This window comes from Pantoea sp. X-Soil-ISGK-421, assembly GCF_059730785.1.
Genome location: NZ_AP035979.1, coordinates 38,505 through 55,573, shown reverse-complemented (window position 1 = coordinate 55,573; position 17,069 = coordinate 38,505). Strand labels below are relative to the sequence as shown.

Below are 17,069 nucleotides of genomic sequence, written 5' to 3'. Positions count from 1 at the left end.
GTCGCCATTTATGGCGACCGCTGCATCACGTCGCTGGCAACGACAACTGGCACCATTGCGCTAACTGCTGAATCGCCTGCTCCACTTCCGCATTCCAGCCAAAGCCGGCATTCAGTCGGAAACAGTGATCGTAGCGGTGATCGGTAGCGAAAATATGGCCGGGCGCGATACCAATGCCCGCATTGCGCGCCTTGAGAAACAGCGCGCGCACATTCAACGCGCCGAGCGGCATCTCCACCCACAACACATAACCCCCTTCGGGATCCGACACGCGCGTGCCCGGCGGGAAATAGCGCAGCACCGCCTGACGCATGTGCTGGATTTGATTCTTCAGCTCGCGCCGCAGCTTGCGAAGATGCGCATCGTAGCCGCCGCTGCGCAGCAGCTCAGCAATCGCCGCCTGTGACAGTACCGACGTGCCCATGCTGGTGGTGTATTTCAGCGACGCGATTTTGCGCATGTAGTTGCTGCTGTGTACCCAGCCAATACGAATGCCGGGCGCGACGGTTTTTGAGAAGCCGCTGCATAAGATCGCGTTCGGGCTGAAAGCGCGCATCGGAAATGGACGGCGCTCGCCAAACGCGGTATCACCGAAGATATCATCCTCAATGATCACCACATCGTTCTCGTCGGCCTGACGCGCGATATAGGCTTTCTGTTCGTTAGGGATGCTTTTGCCGAGCGGATTATTGATGTTGTTGATGGTGAGATAGGCCTGCACCGCTTTACCCTGGAACAGCGACGTCAGTTTCTCCACATTGACGTAACCTTCCGGGCCCGCTTCCACCTCAATCACCCGCAGATTGAGGTTATGCAGCATCTGCAGCAGCACGAAATAACAGGGTGACTCCACTGCCACAATATCACCGGGTCGCGTGGTGGCGCGCAGCGCCAGCGAAATCGCTTCAATACAGCCATTAGTGATCAGGATGTCATCGGCATTGATATTGCAGCCATAATCGACTGCGCGGCGGGCAATTTCCGTTTTCAGCGGCAGGTAGCCGGTCCCTTTCACCGTGTTTCCGAGCAGCGCCGGTTTGCTGTAACCCATCTGGCGCATCAGCAAACCAATCTTTTTTACCGGATAAAGCGAGATGTCACCGTTCGCCAGATCCAGCCGCACGCGGCAGTCCGATCCCAGCATCGCCAGATGCAGTTCAGTTTGCTCATCAAGCGGGGCCACTTCACGCGCTTGCTCATTGATCAACGCTGGAAAAAGCCTATCCGCCTTACGTGGCGCCACAAAAAAACCGGACTTGGGACGCGCCACCGCGTAATGCTCATCCTCAAGCGTGCGTAATGTTTTGAGCGCCGTGGTCATGCTAACGCTGTACTGCGTTGCCAGCGTGCGCACCGACGGTAAACGGCTGTCGGGCGGCAGCGCGCCGCTGTGAATGGCTTGTTTTATCTGCTCTGCGATTTGACGGTAACGCCTGCCCTGTTCCGTTTCACCCGCCATCTGTTCCACCCTATTTCGTACTGATCTGTGCGTTTTCACCAGATTACATTCAAAGTACTTTAGGCTGCATTAGTTAATTGAAAACCCTGCGCATTGGTAATCAAGACATTCATTCCGTAGCACCTTCGTGGCCCATTTCCCGTCTGTTGCCGCCAGCACGGCAGCAGCGTTTTTATTAGCCAAAGGATGAAGTGAAAAATGAATAATCTGTCCACCATGATGAGAGAAATTAGTGGCTATCTCACCCCGGCGATTATCAATTCTGCTCAACATTGTTCACGCCGTTTACTTGCCGCGCTCCCCGATGCCGCGCATCCGGAAAATAACCGCGTGCTGCTGGCCTATGGCGGCGGTAAAGACAGCAGCTATATGGTGGCGTATGTGCGCTACATTCAGGGGCTGATCTGGCAGCAGCACGGCAGCACTTTTCAGTTACGCATCAGCACCAACCGCCATGCGGCGATGAATGACAGCGTGATGGAAAATATCGATCGCGTGTATCGCGCGCTGCACATCCTCGATGATGACTTTACCGAATGTCTGGTGACCGACGGCCTGCAAATTCGCCACTTCGATCGCCATTTACCGATGCCAGACAGCGTGCGCCAGCAGAATCGCAACGATGTGCTGATGAATGGCCACCGCTTTCGTGCTGATGCACGCTCCACTTTCTGTAATGCCTGCAATCTCAGCATGGTGAACTCGTTTGGCCTGGCGGCGCATTACGACGGCGGCGTTGATGTGATCATCACCGGCGATTCGCCGCAGGAACAAACCGCTTACCTTGCGTGGGCGCGCCATCTTTCGCGGCTGTTTGATGCGCCGGTGGCGGATAAATCGCGCGGTTTTAGCGGCTTCCTGCAGACGCTGGATGGCGTGGCCGAACGCTATTTCGCCGATATCTACGGCGCCGATCAGGTGACGCCTGCGCACCGCATTACCTGGCAGCTGGAACGCGACCCGCTGTTCTTCAATATCTATCAAGACACCGCGTATGAAGCGGGTGCGCATTGGGCGCTGCTCACTGAATTTATGCATTTTCGCTTCGATGAACTGATGTTCAGCTTCTCCGAATCGGACTGCGGCAATCCAACGTTAATGGCGCATATTCGCGGTCTGCGTGCGGAGACGCTGTTGCAGCGGAACTACGCCGAAGGCATTCGCGAATATGTGCGCTTTGCGCTCGGACTGATGGTGAAAAAAGATTTCCCGCCGCAGCTGATCGATGAGATGGCGGCACGTTATCAGGACGATGAGGCGATTAAGCGCGCCCGCCAGCGCGCGGCGCAGTTCGCCGAGCAGGCTTTCGGCCTCAATGAAACCCAACTGGTTTGCATGATCTATTCGCCGTTTATAGCTGAAGGTCATCAGCTGAAAAGCTGGCTGCTGCAGTTAGACGATGCGCCGGACGACGCAGCGGTGCGCGCCCTGCTGCGCGCTGAAAGCAATGACGTGTTGCTGGCGCAGCAGCTCGAACAGCTTTCTGGTTTGACCCTAACGCAGATGCGTCACTGCTGGCGCAGCGCGCAGGTGAGTTCACTGCTGGACGATCGGCGCGGCGATGCGCTTTCGCGCGTACTGCGTTTTGACCCGCACAAAGCAGTGATTCAGGTGAATAACGGTGTCATGCAAGACGTCGTCACTGAAGTGATCTCCGGGCGTTAACCCGGTAAGGCAACGCGATGAGAAAGATTTTCCTGCAGATTGGCGCCACCCGCGACGGCCAAAACCCTTACTGCGCGGTGGCCAAACGCGAAGGCTATTTTACCGTTCTGGCGGAGATGGGCGATTTCGTCGATTACCAATCGCTGAGCATCCCGTTGCCGTTCGATCTGATTGTGCGGCTGGATCGCCCGGAAAATCCGTGGGATGTGCTGCAAGCCTGTTTACATGCTGGGTTGATGGAGCATCCTCATGTGGTGCTGGCGGGCTTTGAAGCCTACAACGCCAGCGCCGGTCGCGTACGAGAGTTGCTGGCGGGACCCGATGCCGACGCGAGCTTTATTCCGCCGGATAAGTACGCGCAGCGCATGGCATTGCGCAAAGCCTGGCAGCGCTTTCCGCAGCCCGAATTTCGCTTCTTCGCCTCACCGCTCAGCATTCGTGACGCGCGTGAGGCGTTGCTCTATCCCTGCGTGATCAAGCCGGTAGACGGCGGCGGCGGGCTTGGCATCTGGTTGGTGAAAGAGTCTGGCCAGCTTGATGCGGTAATCGGCAAGCTGGTCGATACCATGAATTACGGCGGGCGCAGCTTCAGCGGTTTTATCGTTGAGAGTTGGCTGGCAGGTGATGAGTATTCGCTGCAAGGCGTGGTAGTGGAGGGCCATGCCGTCGCATTGACCTGCTGCCAAAAGGTGATCGAACACCATAGCGATGCCGACGGCTGCGTCAGCTTTTACGAGTCCGGCCATGTAGCGGTCGCGGCGCAGCAACTGCCGGCCAGTTTTAGCAGCCTGATGAGCTTCTGCTGCGAAACCTTCGGCTATCGCCAGGGCGCATTTCACATTGACTTCATTCTGGTTAATGGCGAACCACACTTCCTCGAAATGGGCTTCCGCCTTTCCGGCATGGGCGTGGTGAATCTGGTGCAGGAAGTCACCGGCATCAACTGGGCTGAAGTGGCGTTTCACATCGAAGCCGGTTACGGCATGCCGCCGCTGCATTTCCCGCCGCAGCCTCAAGCGGTGGGCCGGGTGCGACTGCGTCAGCGCCTGCAGTATGACGCGGCTGAGCGCTGGATTGAACAGAACCAACGCGGTCAGCTGTTGCCGCCGCTCAATCTGCCTGCGCTGGCGGTTTCGCCGCGCTCTTCGCTGTATGCCGATTTAACCCGCCACGCGGGAATTCTGGCAACCTTCCGCCTCGCTGCGACCAGCCGCGACGACATTCTGGCGGTATTCCACCAAATCCTTGAGGTCTCATCGCTCACCACACGGAGAGATTTACTATGTGCAGAATGATTGTGGCGCACGGCCAATTTGATGCCGCGGCGGTGCTGGATGCCGCCCGAGCCATGAGCTGCGGCGAAACCGCAACGCACGAAGGACCGATTAAGCAGCATCCCAACGGGTGGGGCTGTTTATGGCTGGAGCAAAGGCACATTCGCACGCTGCACGGCACTGGCACCTTCGCCGATGCGCTGCCGACAATTGATGTTGATCGCCTGCGCGGCCGCTTTCTGGCGGTGCATGTGCGCCATGCCACGCTAAGTAAAAATCACGGTATCGAATTTTCCCATCCGCTGTGGCGCACCAGCGGCGAAACCCAATGGTACATGATGCACAACGGTTTTTTGCCCACTGTTTACCAGCAATTAGGCATGGCGGAGTCGCGCTTTGATTCCGCCGAGTACCTCGAATACATGGTTGATCGCGCCACGCCCGCCGATTTTACTCGCGACTATCTGCGCAACAAGATGGCGCAGGTGGCGCCGGGCGGCAGCTCGGCTAATGCCATCTTTGTCACGCGCGATAAAGCCTGGGCATGGCAATGGCATCCCGACGATACGCCCTATCCCAACTATTTCACGCTGCACCGTTTCCAGAATGACAACACGACGTTTATCTCTTCTGAACCCATTTCAACACTAGGCACGGCGTCTGAATGGCGTCGTATGAGTAACCATGAACTTCATGAATTTCCTATTGGGGAGTGAGCAACATGGCGATTTTCAATCAGATACGCGTTATCCATCCAAATATGTTTGTGGAAAGTACCTGGCTGGATGACATCGTGACGGCGCGCGTGCCGCTGCTGGTATTACGCAATTTTCTGACACCGGATGTGCGTGAGGCCGTGGTGGACGATTTGCAGCAGTGCCGCGAGCAAGTGCGGGTTTCGCACTATCCGAATGGTGCATTGACCACGCTCGGTCCCTATCTGGCGAAACACACAGCCGCGCCGGAAAACTACTTCACCGAACTGCGCGATATCCAGCCTGCGCTGCCGCCGTCGCTGCACGGTTTACGCGATCAGATCTACAACTGGGTGAAACACGCGCTGCGCCTGGACAGTCTGCAAACCGCCAACGAACCCGAGCTGGGCGAGTACGCCGGTTCGATTGTGCGCTTCCACGCCAATGGCGTCGCCAATCCACTGCATAACGACAACATCGTGCGCGATGCCGCCGGCAGCGGATTGGCGGTAACCCACATCCTGCATCAGCTGAGTTGCGTGGTCTGTTTGCAGGAGTGCAACGCGGGCGGCGAACTGCGCATCTTTAACAAGAAGTGGCAGCCGGTGGATGAGTGCTACAAAACACCGGGCGAACTCGGTTATCAAACCGGCGTCATTGAGCACAGCGAGGTGTGTGAATTCTCACCGCGCAGTGGCGATATCTATCTATTTAATCCTGCGTTTTATCATGAAATTGATCGTGTGGAAGGCGACACGCGCATCACCATGGGCTTCTTCTTTGGCCTGACCGACAAAAAAATGAAACACGCCATCGCCTGGAGTTAACGCCAGGTTTTCGACGAGGAGACGAGCATGAATACCTATGAAAAAGTGACGGCCCTGCTGGATCAACATCAGGCGCGTTATCGCGTGGTGGAGCATGAAGCCATCGGCCAGACCGACCTGATCAGCGAGATCCGCGGTAACGATCTCAATCAGGCCGCTAAAGCGATGGTGCTGGAAGTGACCATGCCAGAGGGCGCGGATGCGCGCTATTTGCTGGCGATTGTGCCGGGTGACTGCAAGATTAACTTCAAAAGTGCCGCGCGCGCCATTGGCGGCAAGAAGTCGAGTTTTGCTGCGCCCGAAAAAGCGCAGGCGTTAACGCAATGCGTAATGGGCGCGGTACCGCCGTTTAGTTTTGATGATCGGCTGGCGCTGCGTGTCGATACACGCCTGCGCGATGTCGGCACGCTGTGGTTTAACGCGGGTGCATTGGAATGCTCAGTGGCTTTACAGGTGGATGATTTCTTTAAAATTGTCGGTGATGAATGTTGTGCCGAGATCGCGACACCGGTGACGGCAACCGCCTGATCGCGGCAGTAAGGACTTCGTATGTCAGTAAAAGATATGTTGTTAGCCCTGCTGGTTGTGGTGGCGTGGGGCGTGAATTTTGTGGTGATCAAGCTGGGTCTGCAGGACATGCCGCCCTTCCTGCTGGCGGGACTGCGTTTTACCCTGGTGGCGTTCCCGGCGATCTTCTTCGTGAAGCGTCCGGCGATTCCACTGCACTGGCTAGTGGTCTACGGCATGACCATCAGCTTCGGGCAGTTCGCCTTTCTGTTCCTTGCCATCAAGCTCGGCATGCCGGCGGGACTGGCATCGTTGGTTTTACAGGCGCAGGCCTTTTTCACTCTGCTGCTCGGCGCGCTGTTCCTGGCTGAGAAGCTGCGCTGGAATCACATCGTCGGCATTTTGGTGGCCACGCTCGGCATGTTTATGCTGGCGACCGCAGGTATGGAAGGCCAAACCACGGCGGGCATTACGCTCACCACCATGATGCTAACGCTGGCGGCCGCGCTGTCGTGGGGGCTCGGCAATATCACCAACAAAATCATTTTGCGTAACCGTAAAGTGCCGGTGATGTCGCTGGTGGTGTGGAGTGCGCTGGTACCGGTGGTGCCGTTCTTTGCCTGCTCATGGCTGTTCGACGGCGAAACGGCGATTGTCAGCAGCCTGCTGCATATCTCGCTGCAAACGGTGTTGGCGCTCGTTTATCTCGCCTTTGTCGCCACCATTGTTGGCTACGCGATTTGGGGCAACTTGCTGAGTCGCTATGAAACCTGGCGCGTCGCACCGCTGTCATTGCTGGTGCCGGTGGTGGGAATACTTAGCGCCGCGCTGGTTCTGGGTGAAACCTTATCGATGCAGCAGATGATCGGGGCTTCGGTGATCATTCTTGGTTTGCTGGTAAATGTGTTTGGCGGCATGGTCAGTCAGCGATTGTTAGTGCGGACTTGATGGCTTTTGATCACCATGAATGGCGACCCTACAATAAAAACGCCGCTTTTCAGCGGCGTTTTTTTCAACTCTGCATCCTGATTACAGGATTTCGATACGGCGCGGTTTCGCCTCTTCCGGGACAATGCGTACCAGATCGATGCTTAACAGACCATTTTCCAGACGCGCATCGCGCACCGTGATGTGATCGGCCAGCTGGAATTTGCGCTCAAAGTTGCGTTCGGCGATGCCCTGATACAAGTACTTACGCTCCGGCTGCTCTTCAGGATGCGCGCCGCGCACCACCAGCACGTTGTCGTGCGAAGTGATATCTAATTCGCTCTGAGCAAAGCCTGCCACAGCAATGGTGATACGGTAGAAGTTCTCATCCACCAGCTCAACGTTATACGGAGGGTAGCCGCCATTGGCCTGGTTCTGATTGGTCTCAAGCAGGTTAATCAAGCGATCAAAACCAATGGCAGAACGATAAAGTGGAGAGAGATCAAAATTACGCATAATAAGACTCCTGATAATCAGCAAGTTTAGGCAACCTTCCACAGTGGACAGGTTGTTCAGTTCGATGCTGTCCCTTCCGGCAACAGCAACACGAACGTAACTTAAAAGTGGGTGCAGCAAGGTCGCTTTCAAGGGCTGATGCGTATTTTTTTACAGCAATTCTGACGATATGGCATACACTCAGGTGACTATTCGCCTGAGACACAAGACTTAGCCATAGAGCTTTGCTTAGCGTCAGGTGACACACTCCAGCCAGGGCCATGCCATGACTGAAGGGATGATGATGATGAATATGATGAAACGCTTTCCGCTCACAGCAGTACTGGTTTGCAGTACCTTTGTTACTTCAGGTTGCTCCAGCGTGATGTCTCACACGGGTGCCAGTCAGGGCTATTATCCCGGCACGCGGGCCAGCGCCGAGATGCTTACAGACGACAACACCAGTTGGGCGATCAAGCCGCTTGCGCTGATTGATTTACCTTTCTCAGCGGTGATGGATACCGTGCTGCTGCCGTGGGATTACTTCCGTTCCGACGACGATAAAAGTAAAGATTCCATCCACGAGCGCGTGCTGCAAAGCGAAAAACTGGCCGGCACTCAAACCAGCCTGGCGACCGCGGCCTCTATGCCTGAGCATTCGCACTAACGCAAAACAGCTGTCGCCAACCGTCAACGTCCCGCATATAGGCGATCTTTTCCCCATCCGGCGACCAGACCACGGCATCACCGGATGGCGCGTGATCGCTACGCTGCGTTAAGCGCGTACATTTACCCGTGGCGACTTCACACTGCATCACACTGTTATCGCAGATAAAAGCGATGGCGCTGCCATTGGGCTGCCAGCTCAATGCGGACTGGATGCTGCTTGCCAACTGCGTCACCTGACGCGGCTGTCCGCCATTGGGTGAAACCGTCCACAGTTGAATGACGCCATGCTTATCCGCCAGCAAAAAAGCAATGGCACGGCCATCTGCTGATGCGCGCAGCCAATGGCGCGGTTGCAGTGCCAAACCATTGGTGTGCGTAATGCGGCGCTGCTGCACGCCAGCCGGCGGCGCAGGCAATTTATCCGCGGTGCCCTGCAAAGGCGATGCGCCTGCTTTGGCGTAATCCGCCAGCGCGGCGGGCAGATCGACAACGAAGATTTCCGGCACTTTGTCGCCGTTCGCGGCACGCGTATCGCCGATAAAGGCGATGGCCCAACGCTGCCAACTGCCGTCGGCTTTCTGATAGCCTTGATCACCTATCCAGCACTCTTCATAAGCGCGATCGATTTGGTCGCTGCCCGGCAGTGGATCGCGCTGCGTCTGGCTGATAAGCACGCAATAATGGCTGCCCTCGTATTCACGCGGATGCTGCTTTGGCGGACACACCGGATGCAGCGGCACGGCCACGCCAACGTTGCGCAGATCGTCGCCCGCGTCCTTTTCATGCATCACATGATCGTTATAGGTGAAACTCAGGCGCGAACCATCCGGGCTGAAGACGTGGACATGCGAGCCACCGCGCAGCGCGCCGGGCGTATAAGGCGCGGTGATATCGCAGGCATCGAGGTTCTCCGCGATGCTCTGCTGCACGATCACCCCACGACGGTGATGAAAATCGTAGCGCCAGTGCGCATCGGGATGCTCCGGCCCGTGAATACAGACGTAACGCGGCGGCAGATCCGGACTGACGGTGACCACACCAACGTGTGCGCCATCGCGCGCCTGGTACAGCACTTCAACCGCGCCGCTCGCCACATTGACGCGTTCGATAGTCAGGCTGGTGAATGATGCGCCGGAAGGCCGCACATCAAATGCCAGCCACTGACTGTCACCGGTCCAGACGTTAATGTTGGTGAGTTGATGATGACGCGGGGCAAAGGTGATTTGTTTTTCTGACATGAGGCAACCTTCCATCGAACAGTTGCCGGATAAATTACGTGATTTATTGGTGAGGTGCGAATAAACCCGGTCGCCATTATCGTGCGGTTATTAGCCAGGTCGCCATAAATGGCGACCCTACGATAGATTAACCTACGCGCTTCACATCGCCGACCAGCAGGATATATGACAGCGCACCGATCAGCGCCACCGCCGAGATATACACCAGCGCAGGCGCAAAGCCGTAATCCTGCGCCAGATAGCCAACAACCAGCGGCACAGTGATGCCGCCCAAGCCGCCAACAAAGTTGAACATGCCTCCCGTCAAACCAATCAGGCGTACCGGCGCCAGCGACGACACCAGCGACCAGGTAATCGAGGCGAAACCATTGCCGAAGAAGGCGATCGCCATCAGCGTCATAATCCAGATCGGATCGTCGGTATAGTTCGCGCCCATGATGCAGGTGGAGATCAGCAGACCGCAGATAATTGGGGTTTTGCGGGCAAAACCAAGCGAACGGCCGCTGCGCACCAGGCGATCGGCCACGATGCCCGATAGAATCACGCCAACAAATGCTGCGAGGAAAGGCACGGTAGTCATGAAGCCGGCGGTGAGCGCCGCGATGTGTTTTTCCTGCGTCAGATAGTTAGGGAACCAGGTGAGGAAGAACCACAGCGTGGATGTCACGGCGAACTGGCCAAGATAAACGCCGCACAGCTTGCGATGGAACACCAGTTTCCAGTCGGCGGCGGTGAGTTTAATGCGGTTTTTCTTCTCGCTCGGCGCATCGCCATCGACCATCGCGCCGCCTTCACGGATGTAATCCAGTTCGGCTTTATTGATGCTTTTGCTTTGGCTTGGTGCCTGATAGCACTTAATCCAGATCAACGACCAGATGATGCCAATGCCGCCGGTAATAATGAATACCCAATGCCAGCTCAGCAGTTCCTGAATCCAGATCAGCAGCGGCGTGAGGAAGGCCAGGCCAACAAACTGACCGGACGTGTAAAAGCCGACGGCGGAAGCGCGTTCCTGCTCCGGGAACCAGCTGGTCACCAGGCGGTTATTGGTGGGGAACGCTGGCGCTTCAAATATGCCGGTAATCGCACGCAGGCCAATCAAAGATAATAAGCCCGTCGCGAATCCCTGCAATAACGTCGCCACCGACCAGCCAAAGATGGCAATAAAATAAGTTAAGCGTGAACCCACGCGATCGAGGAACCAGCCGCCAGGAATCTGGCACAACGTATATAACCAGGCAAAGGCAGAAAATACATAACCCATTTGCGCTTTAGTAATACCAAACTCTTCCTGAATATGCGCTGAAGCGACGGCTAAATTAGCGCGATCGACGTAACAAATTACCACCGTAATAAATATCATCAGCAGCGTGATATAACGACGGCGCGTCGGTTTGGCGTGAACAGCAGAGAGATCCATGGTGTTTCTCCGTAATGGTGTTTGCCTTACAGGCGCGACAAAGCACGCCCCGGCAAATGTAGGGTAGCGATATAAACGTTAAAACCGCATTAGCGGTAAATAAGCTGTGCCGGGAAAAAGGCTGAGTGAAGCCCTATGCTCTATTTCACCGGCATATAGATATTTTCAAATAACTCTTTTTTTTAGTGCGTGTTAATTACCATTCAGCAACTGAACCGTCCGGGAAACGCCACAGCGGATTGCGCCAGTCGGGGGCATTTTTACTGCGTTCAATCACCAGTTCTTCGTTAATTTCCACGCCGAGGCCTGGTTTATTTAACGGATAGAAATGACCATCATCCATTTTAAAATCGTCTTTGTTGATCACATAATCGAGCAGCTCGGCGCCCTGATTATAGTGAATACCCATGCTCTGCTCCTGGAACACTGCATTGCGTGAGACGAAGTCAACGTGCAGGCAAGCGGCCAGCGCTATCGGGCCGAGTGGGCAGTGTGGCGCCAGTGCGACATCGTAAGATTCGGCCATTGCCGCAATCTTGTAGCACTCGGTGATGCCGCCCGCATGCGACAGATCGGGTTGGAGAATCGCGAGTCCACCCGCTTCCAGCACACGCTTGAACTCAAAACGCGAGAACATGCGTTCACCGGCGGCAATCGGAATGTGAGTTTGCGCCGCCAGACGCGGATAATATTCCGCCTGTTCCGCCAGCACCGGCTCCTCAATAAACAGTGGGCGATACGGTTCCAGCTCTTTGATCAGCACTTTTGCCATCGGCGCGCTGACGCGACCGTGGAAATCGAGGCCAAACTCAATCTCTTTACCAAAGGCTTCGCGGATTTGCGCCACGGTATTTACCGCGTCATCAACCTTGCGAGCGTTATCGATCATGCCCATCTCTTCGCAGCCATTGAGTTTGAAGGTATCAAAACCGATGGTGCGCAGTTTCTTAATGCCGTCAATCACATCGGCCGGACGATCGCCGCCCACCCAGCTATACGCTTTGATGCTGTCACGCACTAAACCGCCAAGCAGTTGATAAACCGGCACGCCGAGCGCTTTACCTTTGATATCCCACAATGCCTGATCGATACCGGCAATCGCGCTCATCAAAATCGGTCCGCCGCGATAGAATCCCCCGCGATACATCACCTGCCATAAATCATTGATGCGTGCGGGATCCTGACCAATCAGGTATTCCGACAGCTCATGTACCGCCGCTTCCACGCTGCGGGCGCGGCCTTCAATCACCGGTTCACCCCAGCCGACGATGCCTTCGTCAGTTTCGATTTTCAGGAACATCCAGCGCGGCGGCAGGCGGTAAGTGGTCAGTTTGGTAATTTTCATCGTACAGCGTCCTTATATGCAGCAATAAATGCGCGAGCTTGTTCCACAGTGCGCGACAACGGCTGACCGGCGCGATAAAGATCGCTGCCTAAGCCCGCGCCGATGCAGCCTGCGGCCATAAATTCATGCAAGTTTTCCGGCGTCACGCCGCCCACCGCAAACACCGGCACTTCTGGCGGCAATACCGCTTTCAATGCTTTGATGTAGCCCGGACCAAAGGCTGACGACGGGAAAATTTTCAGCGCCTGCGCACCGGCCTGCAAGGCGGTGAACGCTTCGGTGGCGGTGGCGCAACCGGCGGCCACGATCATGCCTTTGGCTACCGCCTGGCGGATCACGGCAGCATCGGTATTCGGCGTGACGACTAATTTGCTGTTGAGCGTCGCCAGCTCATCGACCTGCGCCGGATTCAGTACCGTACCGGCACCAATCAGCGCCCTGTCGCCAAAGGTTTTCACCATCGCACCAATGCTTTTCGCCCATTCCGGCGAGTTAAGCGGGATTTCAATCGCATCGAAACCCGCCTCAATCAGTGCGCCGACGTGCGCTTCAGCTTCATCCGGCGTGATACCGCGCAGAATAGCGATCAGCGGGACTTTAGTTTGCCAGGCCATTTGCAATACTCCTTATTCCGTGCTGGAAAGCGCGATCGCCTGCCAGCGTGACTGAATCCACACCGATAAACTGCAGCGCCTGTTGATAGCGTTGCGCCAGCGCGCTACCGGCAATAATGGTGATCGGTTGGCTGCCGATGTCGGCATGTTGCGTCATCAACGCCACTTCGTGACCAATCAGCAATCCTGAAAGGAAATCGCTGATATGGCGGCGATCGCGTGCGCCGAGCACATGTGAAGCACGCACTTCAAACAGCCGCGACAAGATGGAGGCATCGTGACTTCCCACCTGCACGCCTTCACGGAAGGCTGCGGCGTTCTCTTCCTGTTCCGGCAATCCGGCACCAATCAACGACTGCCTGAGCAGCAGATGATGCAATTCACCGGTCATCACGGTGCGGAAATCCTGCACGCGATCCTGCTCCACCTGCACCCATTTGGCATGCGTGCCGGGCATTACGTAGAGCGAAGCCGGTTGCAATTCAATAGCACCGAGCAGTTGCGTCTCTTCACCGCGCATCACGTTGTAGTTGTCGTCACGTTCGACGCTCAATCCCGGCACGATCCACGCTTTATCTTCGACGCGCGTCAGGCGGCTGGCGATCTCACCCAATGAAACCGGGCAGGAAAGATAAGGCACCGACAGCCAGCCGGCGTTGCTGCCCACCATGCCCGCCATCACCACCGGCACCTCGTTGACGGGCCAGCCATCGGTGACGCTGGCAAAGACGTCGGCAGGCGTGCGATCGCCAAGCCGCGTGACGCCAGCTTCTGAACGGCGCTCATCGATGCAAACGCCGTCTTGATAATGCCAGGCGCGTAGGTTGGTCGAACCCCAATCAATCGCGATATAGCGGGTCACATAATCTCCTTGAGTCGGGCGGTTGAGCTGGCAATCATCGCTTTCGCTGCCTGCTCCGCCGCATCGCCATCCTGATGTCGAATGGCATCGAACAGCGCCTTATGTTCGGCGAGCGTGCGCGGCATATTGCCCTCATCCGCCATGTAGGTTTGCGCAAACACCGCTTTTTGCAGCTGGCTGATCGCCACGTTGAGCTGCTGCAGCACCGGGTTATGCACCGAATTCAATACCGCTTCGTGATAGCGAATATCTGCTTCGTTAAACGCTTCACGATTGAGGTGATTCGCCACCATGTCGTTGTAGGCCAGCTCAATCGCAGCTAAATCGCTTGAGGTGGCGCGTTCCGCCGACCAACGTGCGATCTGTGGCTCCACCAGCACACGCACTTCGTTCATTGCGGCAATCAGACGCGGGTCTTGATCGTGTGCCAGCGCCCACTGCAATACGTCGCTATCCAGATAGTTCCACTGGTTGCGCGGCGTGACGAACGCCCCGCGATAACGCTTCATCTCCATCAACCGCTTAGCCATGAGTGAACGAAACACTTCGCGGATGATGTTGCGTGAGGTACTGAAGCGTTCACACAATTCCGCTTCGGCTGGCAGCGCCGCACCCGGCACAAACTTCCCGGCTACAATCTCTTCACCGAGCGTCAGGATGATGCGCTCTGTTTTGCTTAAGGGTTCTTGCGTCATGATGTTCCATTGATTGAAAGACGGTAGCGCATCAGATTACTGCTTTCACTGCGCCAAGCCTATGCCGCCGATTGTAGTACCATCAAGCATAGTTGTACTACAATACGGATCACAAAATAGACAATACGTGTGCGAGAACGCGTTGAGGTCGCCATGAATGGCGACCCTACGATAGTTAGTTCGGGCTTGTAGGGTCGCCATTTATGGCGACCAAAAACAGCGTGAGGAGAAATAAGAAAGGGTTACAACACCAGCTCTTCAATGGCGTGCGCTACGCCGTCTTCCATGTTGGTTTTGGTAATGAACTGTGCGATTTTCTTGACCGAATCAATGGCATTTCCCATTGCTACGCCAGTTCCCGCGTACTCAATCATCGCCAGATCGTTTTCCTGATCGCCAATCGCCATCACTTCCTCGCGCGCCAGGCCAAGCTTCTCTGCCAGCATTTTCACGCCTTGTCCTTTATTGACGCGTGAATCAAGGATTTCGAGATAATAAGGCGCACTTTTGAGAATGGTGTAACTGTCGCGTGCCTGCTGCGGTAAGCGCTGAATAGCGGCGTCCAGCAGATCGGGTTTGTCGATCATCATCAGCTTAGGAAAACGCGTGGCGCGATCCATCTCCTCAACGGAGCGGTAACGCACTGGAATGCCGGTCAAACTCGCTTCGTGGATGGTGAATTCACTGATGTCTTTATTCGGCGTGTAGAGGAAGGATTTATCAAAGGCCTGAAAGTGCACGCCAAGATCGCGCGCTAACTGTTCGATATACAGGTAATCGTCAAAACCCAGGGTAATTTCAGCCACACATTCGCCATCATTGGCGCGATGCACCAGCGCACCGTTGTAACTGATGCAGTATTGGCCTTCATCAACCAGGTTCAGTTCCATCAGATAACGCTGAATGCCGACCAAGGGACGACCGGTGGTCAGTACCACCATGACGCCTTTCTTGTGCGCACGCTCAATGGCAGATTTAACGGCGGGCGTGATCTCGTGCTGTGGATTAAGCAGCGTGCCGTCCATATCGATTGCTACCAGTTTTATTGCCATAACGTCCTCGTTGAGTCAGGGTTTTAATCAATGCTAGCGCGATTCAGCTCACATTGACCAGTTTCGCACCTGACTTCAGATTTTTCCCGCGCAAAGAAAAAAGGCCATCACGCAAATGATGGCCCGGCATACATGGAGTTAGAGGATGATTTTAGTGGCTCATGGCGTCTTTTTTCATGCCCATTTCATCTTTTTTCATGGCATCTTTCTTCATGCCCATTGCATCTTTGTGCATGCCGTCTTTCTTCATGCCCATTTCGTCTTTCTTCATGGCATCTTTCTTCATGCCCATCTCATCTTTGTGCATGCCGTCTTTCTTCATGCCCATTTCGTCTTTCTTCATGGCATCTTTTTTCATGCCCATTTCATCTTTTTTCATGGCATCTTTGCCCATGCTGTCAGCAGCATAAGCAACAGACATGGTCATCATTGAAGCGATAAAGGTTGCTACGATTACATTTTTCATAGGGTGTTTCCTTACAGTTTTTGATGTTTACAAAAGGTGTTGGCGCAATAAGGCACCGAGTTAAAGGATCAGCTTCCGCCGAACCAGTTGTAGCCTTCGTCTTCCCAGTAACCACCGGTATAACGATTGGTTATTTCAATCACCTGAATGTGCTTCGGATTTTTGTATCCCAGCTTGGTGGGAATCCGTATTTTCATTGGATAACCGTATTCAGGTGGCAGAATGCGTCCATCCCAGCTTAACGCCATGATGGTTTGTGGATGCAGCGCCGATGCCATATCAATGCTGGTGTAGTAATCATCTGCACACTTAAAGCTGACGTATTTGGCGCGGGTATCCGCACCAATCAGCTTGAGGAAATCGGCAAAACGCACGCCGCCCCAGCGCCCAATTTCGCTCCAGCCTTCTACGCAAATATGGCGAGTAATCTGATCCACCTGCTGCATGTTGTAGAGTTCCGGCAGCGACCAGCTGCGTTTATCATTCACCCGCCCGGCAATCTCCAGACGCCATTGGTCGCCATTGATCTGCGGAATATCCTCCTCACCATAAAAAGCGTTAAACGGGAAGGAGGATGAAATACGATCGACGCTGTATTCCGGTGACAGATTGGCGGGATTAAACAGCCAGCTCTGCACGCGGTCGTTAAAGCGAGAAAAGGTATTCAGCACGCTATCAACATCCGGTTTATCACTGAGATCGCAGCCGGTTAGCATCACCACGCCGCCCAACGTTAAACCCTGACGCAAAAAGTGGCGACGTGAGGCGGAATCCAGTTTGCGCGCCAGTAACTGCTGCGCCTCTTTAACTAAGGCATCCGCATCGCTGGGGGAAAGATCGACATTTATTTTTTTCATTT

At 55.2% G+C, this 17,069-nt stretch carries 18 protein-coding genes; 7 read left to right on the top strand and 11 right to left on the bottom strand.

From position 1 onward, the window contains the following. Positions 1-25 precede the first annotated feature (25 nt). On the bottom strand, positions 26-1,459 hold the full coding sequence (locus tag AC6I8K_RS00270; protein ID WP_483816506.1) for an aminotransferase-like domain-containing protein: 1,434 nt from the start codon (positions 1,457-1,459) through the stop codon (positions 26-28). Positions 1,460-1,657: 198 nt separating this feature from the next. Here AC6I8K_RS00270 and AC6I8K_RS00265 point away from each other — a divergent pair, with 198 nt between their 5' ends. The 6 genes from AC6I8K_RS00265 to AC6I8K_RS00240 are packed head-to-tail and all read left to right on the top strand — an operon-like array spanning position 1,658 to position 7,375. After that, positions 1,658-3,124, top strand: a complete 1,467-nt coding sequence (locus tag AC6I8K_RS00265; protein WP_064738279.1) for a hypothetical protein — start codon at positions 1,658-1,660, stop codon at positions 3,122-3,124. Positions 3,125-3,141: 17 nt separating this feature from the next. Then, on the top strand, positions 3,142-4,419 hold the full coding sequence (locus AC6I8K_RS00260; protein WP_064738280.1) for an ATP-grasp domain-containing protein: 1,278 nt from the start codon (positions 3,142-3,144) through the stop codon (positions 4,417-4,419). Beyond that, positions 4,407-5,114, top strand: a complete 708-nt coding sequence (locus AC6I8K_RS00255) for a class II glutamine amidotransferase (protein WP_497826046.1) — start codon at positions 4,407-4,409, stop codon at positions 5,112-5,114. Before AC6I8K_RS00260 ends, AC6I8K_RS00255 begins: the two co-directional genes overlap by 13 nt. A gap of 5 nt (positions 5,115-5,119) precedes the next feature. Further along, entirely contained in the window at positions 5,120-5,920 is an 801-nt protein-coding gene (locus AC6I8K_RS00250) for a 2OG-Fe(II)-dependent halogenase WelO5 family protein (RefSeq protein WP_064738282.1), read from the top strand. Between the two features lie 27 nt (positions 5,921-5,947). After that, on the top strand, positions 5,948-6,448 hold the full coding sequence (locus AC6I8K_RS00245; RefSeq protein WP_064738283.1) for a YbaK/EbsC family protein: 501 nt from the start codon (positions 5,948-5,950) through the stop codon (positions 6,446-6,448). 21 nt (positions 6,449-6,469) lie between these two features. After that, positions 6,470-7,375, top strand: a complete 906-nt coding sequence (locus AC6I8K_RS00240; RefSeq protein ID WP_497826045.1) for an EamA family transporter — start codon at positions 6,470-6,472, stop codon at positions 7,373-7,375. Between the two features lie 81 nt (positions 7,376-7,456). Here the strand turns inward: AC6I8K_RS00240 and ibpA are convergent, their stop codons facing one another. Then, complete coding sequence (ibpA, locus tag AC6I8K_RS00235; RefSeq protein ID WP_049852393.1) at positions 7,457-7,870, bottom strand: small heat shock chaperone IbpA; 414 nt, start codon at positions 7,868-7,870, stop codon at positions 7,457-7,459. 286 nt (positions 7,871-8,156) lie between these two features. Here ibpA and AC6I8K_RS00230 point away from each other — a divergent pair, with 286 nt between their 5' ends. Further along, positions 8,157-8,516 (top strand): YceK/YidQ family lipoprotein, encoded by a 360-nt coding sequence (locus AC6I8K_RS00230; protein ID WP_064738337.1) that lies wholly within the window; start codon positions 8,157-8,159, stop codon positions 8,514-8,516. On the opposite strand, the gene AC6I8K_RS00225 is transcribed toward AC6I8K_RS00230, so the two are convergent. The 9 genes from AC6I8K_RS00225 to AC6I8K_RS00185 form a co-directional block, all read right to left on the bottom strand. Next, complete coding sequence (locus AC6I8K_RS00225; RefSeq protein WP_497826044.1) at positions 8,494-9,756, bottom strand: YidR family protein; 1,263 nt, start codon at positions 9,754-9,756, stop codon at positions 8,494-8,496. The two genes, AC6I8K_RS00230 and AC6I8K_RS00225, sit on opposite strands and share 23 nt — an antisense overlap. Positions 9,757-9,883: 127 nt before the next feature. Beyond that, positions 9,884-11,176: an MFS transporter gene (locus AC6I8K_RS00220; RefSeq protein WP_483816502.1), complete on the bottom strand. Its 1,293-nt coding sequence runs from the start codon at positions 11,174-11,176 to the stop codon at positions 9,884-9,886. 196 nt (positions 11,177-11,372) lie between these two features. Continuing rightward, on the bottom strand, positions 11,373-12,521 hold the full coding sequence (dgoD, locus tag AC6I8K_RS00215) for a galactonate dehydratase (RefSeq protein WP_483816501.1): 1,149 nt from the start codon (positions 12,519-12,521) through the stop codon (positions 11,373-11,375). Then, on the bottom strand, positions 12,518-13,135 hold the full coding sequence (locus AC6I8K_RS00210) for a 2-dehydro-3-deoxy-6-phosphogalactonate aldolase (RefSeq protein ID WP_483816500.1): 618 nt from the start codon (positions 13,133-13,135) through the stop codon (positions 12,518-12,520). The genes dgoD and AC6I8K_RS00210 overlap by 4 nt, the downstream gene beginning before the upstream one ends. Continuing rightward, positions 13,119-13,997, bottom strand: a complete 879-nt coding sequence (locus AC6I8K_RS00205) for a 2-dehydro-3-deoxygalactonokinase (protein WP_497826043.1) — start codon at positions 13,995-13,997, stop codon at positions 13,119-13,121. Before AC6I8K_RS00205 ends, AC6I8K_RS00210 begins: the two co-directional genes overlap by 17 nt. Further along, positions 13,994-14,692, bottom strand: a complete 699-nt coding sequence (locus AC6I8K_RS00200; RefSeq protein WP_064738289.1) for a FadR/GntR family transcriptional regulator — start codon at positions 14,690-14,692, stop codon at positions 13,994-13,996. The genes AC6I8K_RS00205 and AC6I8K_RS00200 overlap by 4 nt, the downstream gene beginning before the upstream one ends. 242 nt (positions 14,693-14,934) lie before the next feature. After that, complete coding sequence (gene yidA / locus AC6I8K_RS00195; RefSeq protein WP_064738290.1) at positions 14,935-15,744, bottom strand: sugar-phosphatase; 810 nt, start codon at positions 15,742-15,744, stop codon at positions 14,935-14,937. A 151-nt stretch (positions 15,745-15,895) separates the two neighbouring features. Then, complete coding sequence (locus AC6I8K_RS00190) at positions 15,896-16,210, bottom strand: pentapeptide MXKDX repeat protein (RefSeq protein WP_497826042.1); 315 nt, start codon at positions 16,208-16,210, stop codon at positions 15,896-15,898. A gap of 68 nt (positions 16,211-16,278) precedes the next feature. Continuing rightward, complete coding sequence (locus AC6I8K_RS00185) at positions 16,279-17,067, bottom strand: molybdopterin-dependent oxidoreductase (protein ID WP_497826041.1); 789 nt, start codon at positions 17,065-17,067, stop codon at positions 16,279-16,281. Between the last annotated feature and the right edge of the window lie 2 nt (positions 17,068-17,069).

Bases quoted from the DNA above. Each gene is read 5' to 3' on its own strand.
- AC6I8K_RS00270 (WP_483816506.1), bottom strand. From the start codon at position 1,459: ATGGCGGGTGAAACGGAACAGGGCAGGCGTTACCGTCAAATCGCAGAG.
- AC6I8K_RS00265 (WP_064738279.1), top strand. From the start codon at position 1,658: ATGAATAATCTGTCCACCATGATGAGAGAAATTAGTGGCTATCTCACC.
- AC6I8K_RS00260 (WP_064738280.1), top strand. From the start codon at position 3,142: ATGAGAAAGATTTTCCTGCAGATTGGCGCCACCCGCGACGGCCAAAAC.
- AC6I8K_RS00255 (WP_497826046.1), top strand. From the start codon at position 4,407: ATGTGCAGAATGATTGTGGCGCACGGCCAATTTGATGCCGCGGCGGTG.
- AC6I8K_RS00250 (WP_064738282.1), top strand. From the start codon at position 5,120: ATGGCGATTTTCAATCAGATACGCGTTATCCATCCAAATATGTTTGTG.
- AC6I8K_RS00245 (WP_064738283.1), top strand. From the start codon at position 5,948: ATGAATACCTATGAAAAAGTGACGGCCCTGCTGGATCAACATCAGGCG.
- AC6I8K_RS00240 (WP_497826045.1), top strand. From the start codon at position 6,470: ATGTCAGTAAAAGATATGTTGTTAGCCCTGCTGGTTGTGGTGGCGTGG.
- ibpA (WP_049852393.1), bottom strand. From the start codon at position 7,870: ATGCGTAATTTTGATCTCTCTCCACTTTATCGTTCTGCCATTGGTTTT.
- AC6I8K_RS00230 (WP_064738337.1), top strand. From the start codon at position 8,157: ATGAATATGATGAAACGCTTTCCGCTCACAGCAGTACTGGTTTGCAGT.
- AC6I8K_RS00225 (WP_497826044.1), bottom strand. From the start codon at position 9,756: ATGTCAGAAAAACAAATCACCTTTGCCCCGCGTCATCATCAACTCACC.
- AC6I8K_RS00220 (WP_483816502.1), bottom strand. From the start codon at position 11,176: ATGGATCTCTCTGCTGTTCACGCCAAACCGACGCGCCGTCGTTATATC.
- dgoD (WP_483816501.1), bottom strand. From the start codon at position 12,521: ATGAAAATTACCAAACTGACCACTTACCGCCTGCCGCCGCGCTGGATG.
- AC6I8K_RS00210 (WP_483816500.1), bottom strand. From the start codon at position 13,135: ATGGCCTGGCAAACTAAAGTCCCGCTGATCGCTATTCTGCGCGGTATC.
- AC6I8K_RS00200 (WP_064738289.1), bottom strand. From the start codon at position 14,692: ATGACGCAAGAACCCTTAAGCAAAACAGAGCGCATCATCCTGACGCTC.
- yidA (WP_064738290.1), bottom strand. From the start codon at position 15,744: ATGGCAATAAAACTGGTAGCAATCGATATGGACGGCACGCTGCTTAAT.
- AC6I8K_RS00190 (WP_497826042.1), bottom strand. From the start codon at position 16,210: ATGAAAAATGTAATCGTAGCAACCTTTATCGCTTCAATGATGACCATG.
- AC6I8K_RS00185 (WP_497826041.1), bottom strand. From the start codon at position 17,067: ATGAAAAAAATAAATGTCGATCTTTCCCCCAGCGATGCGGATGCCTTA.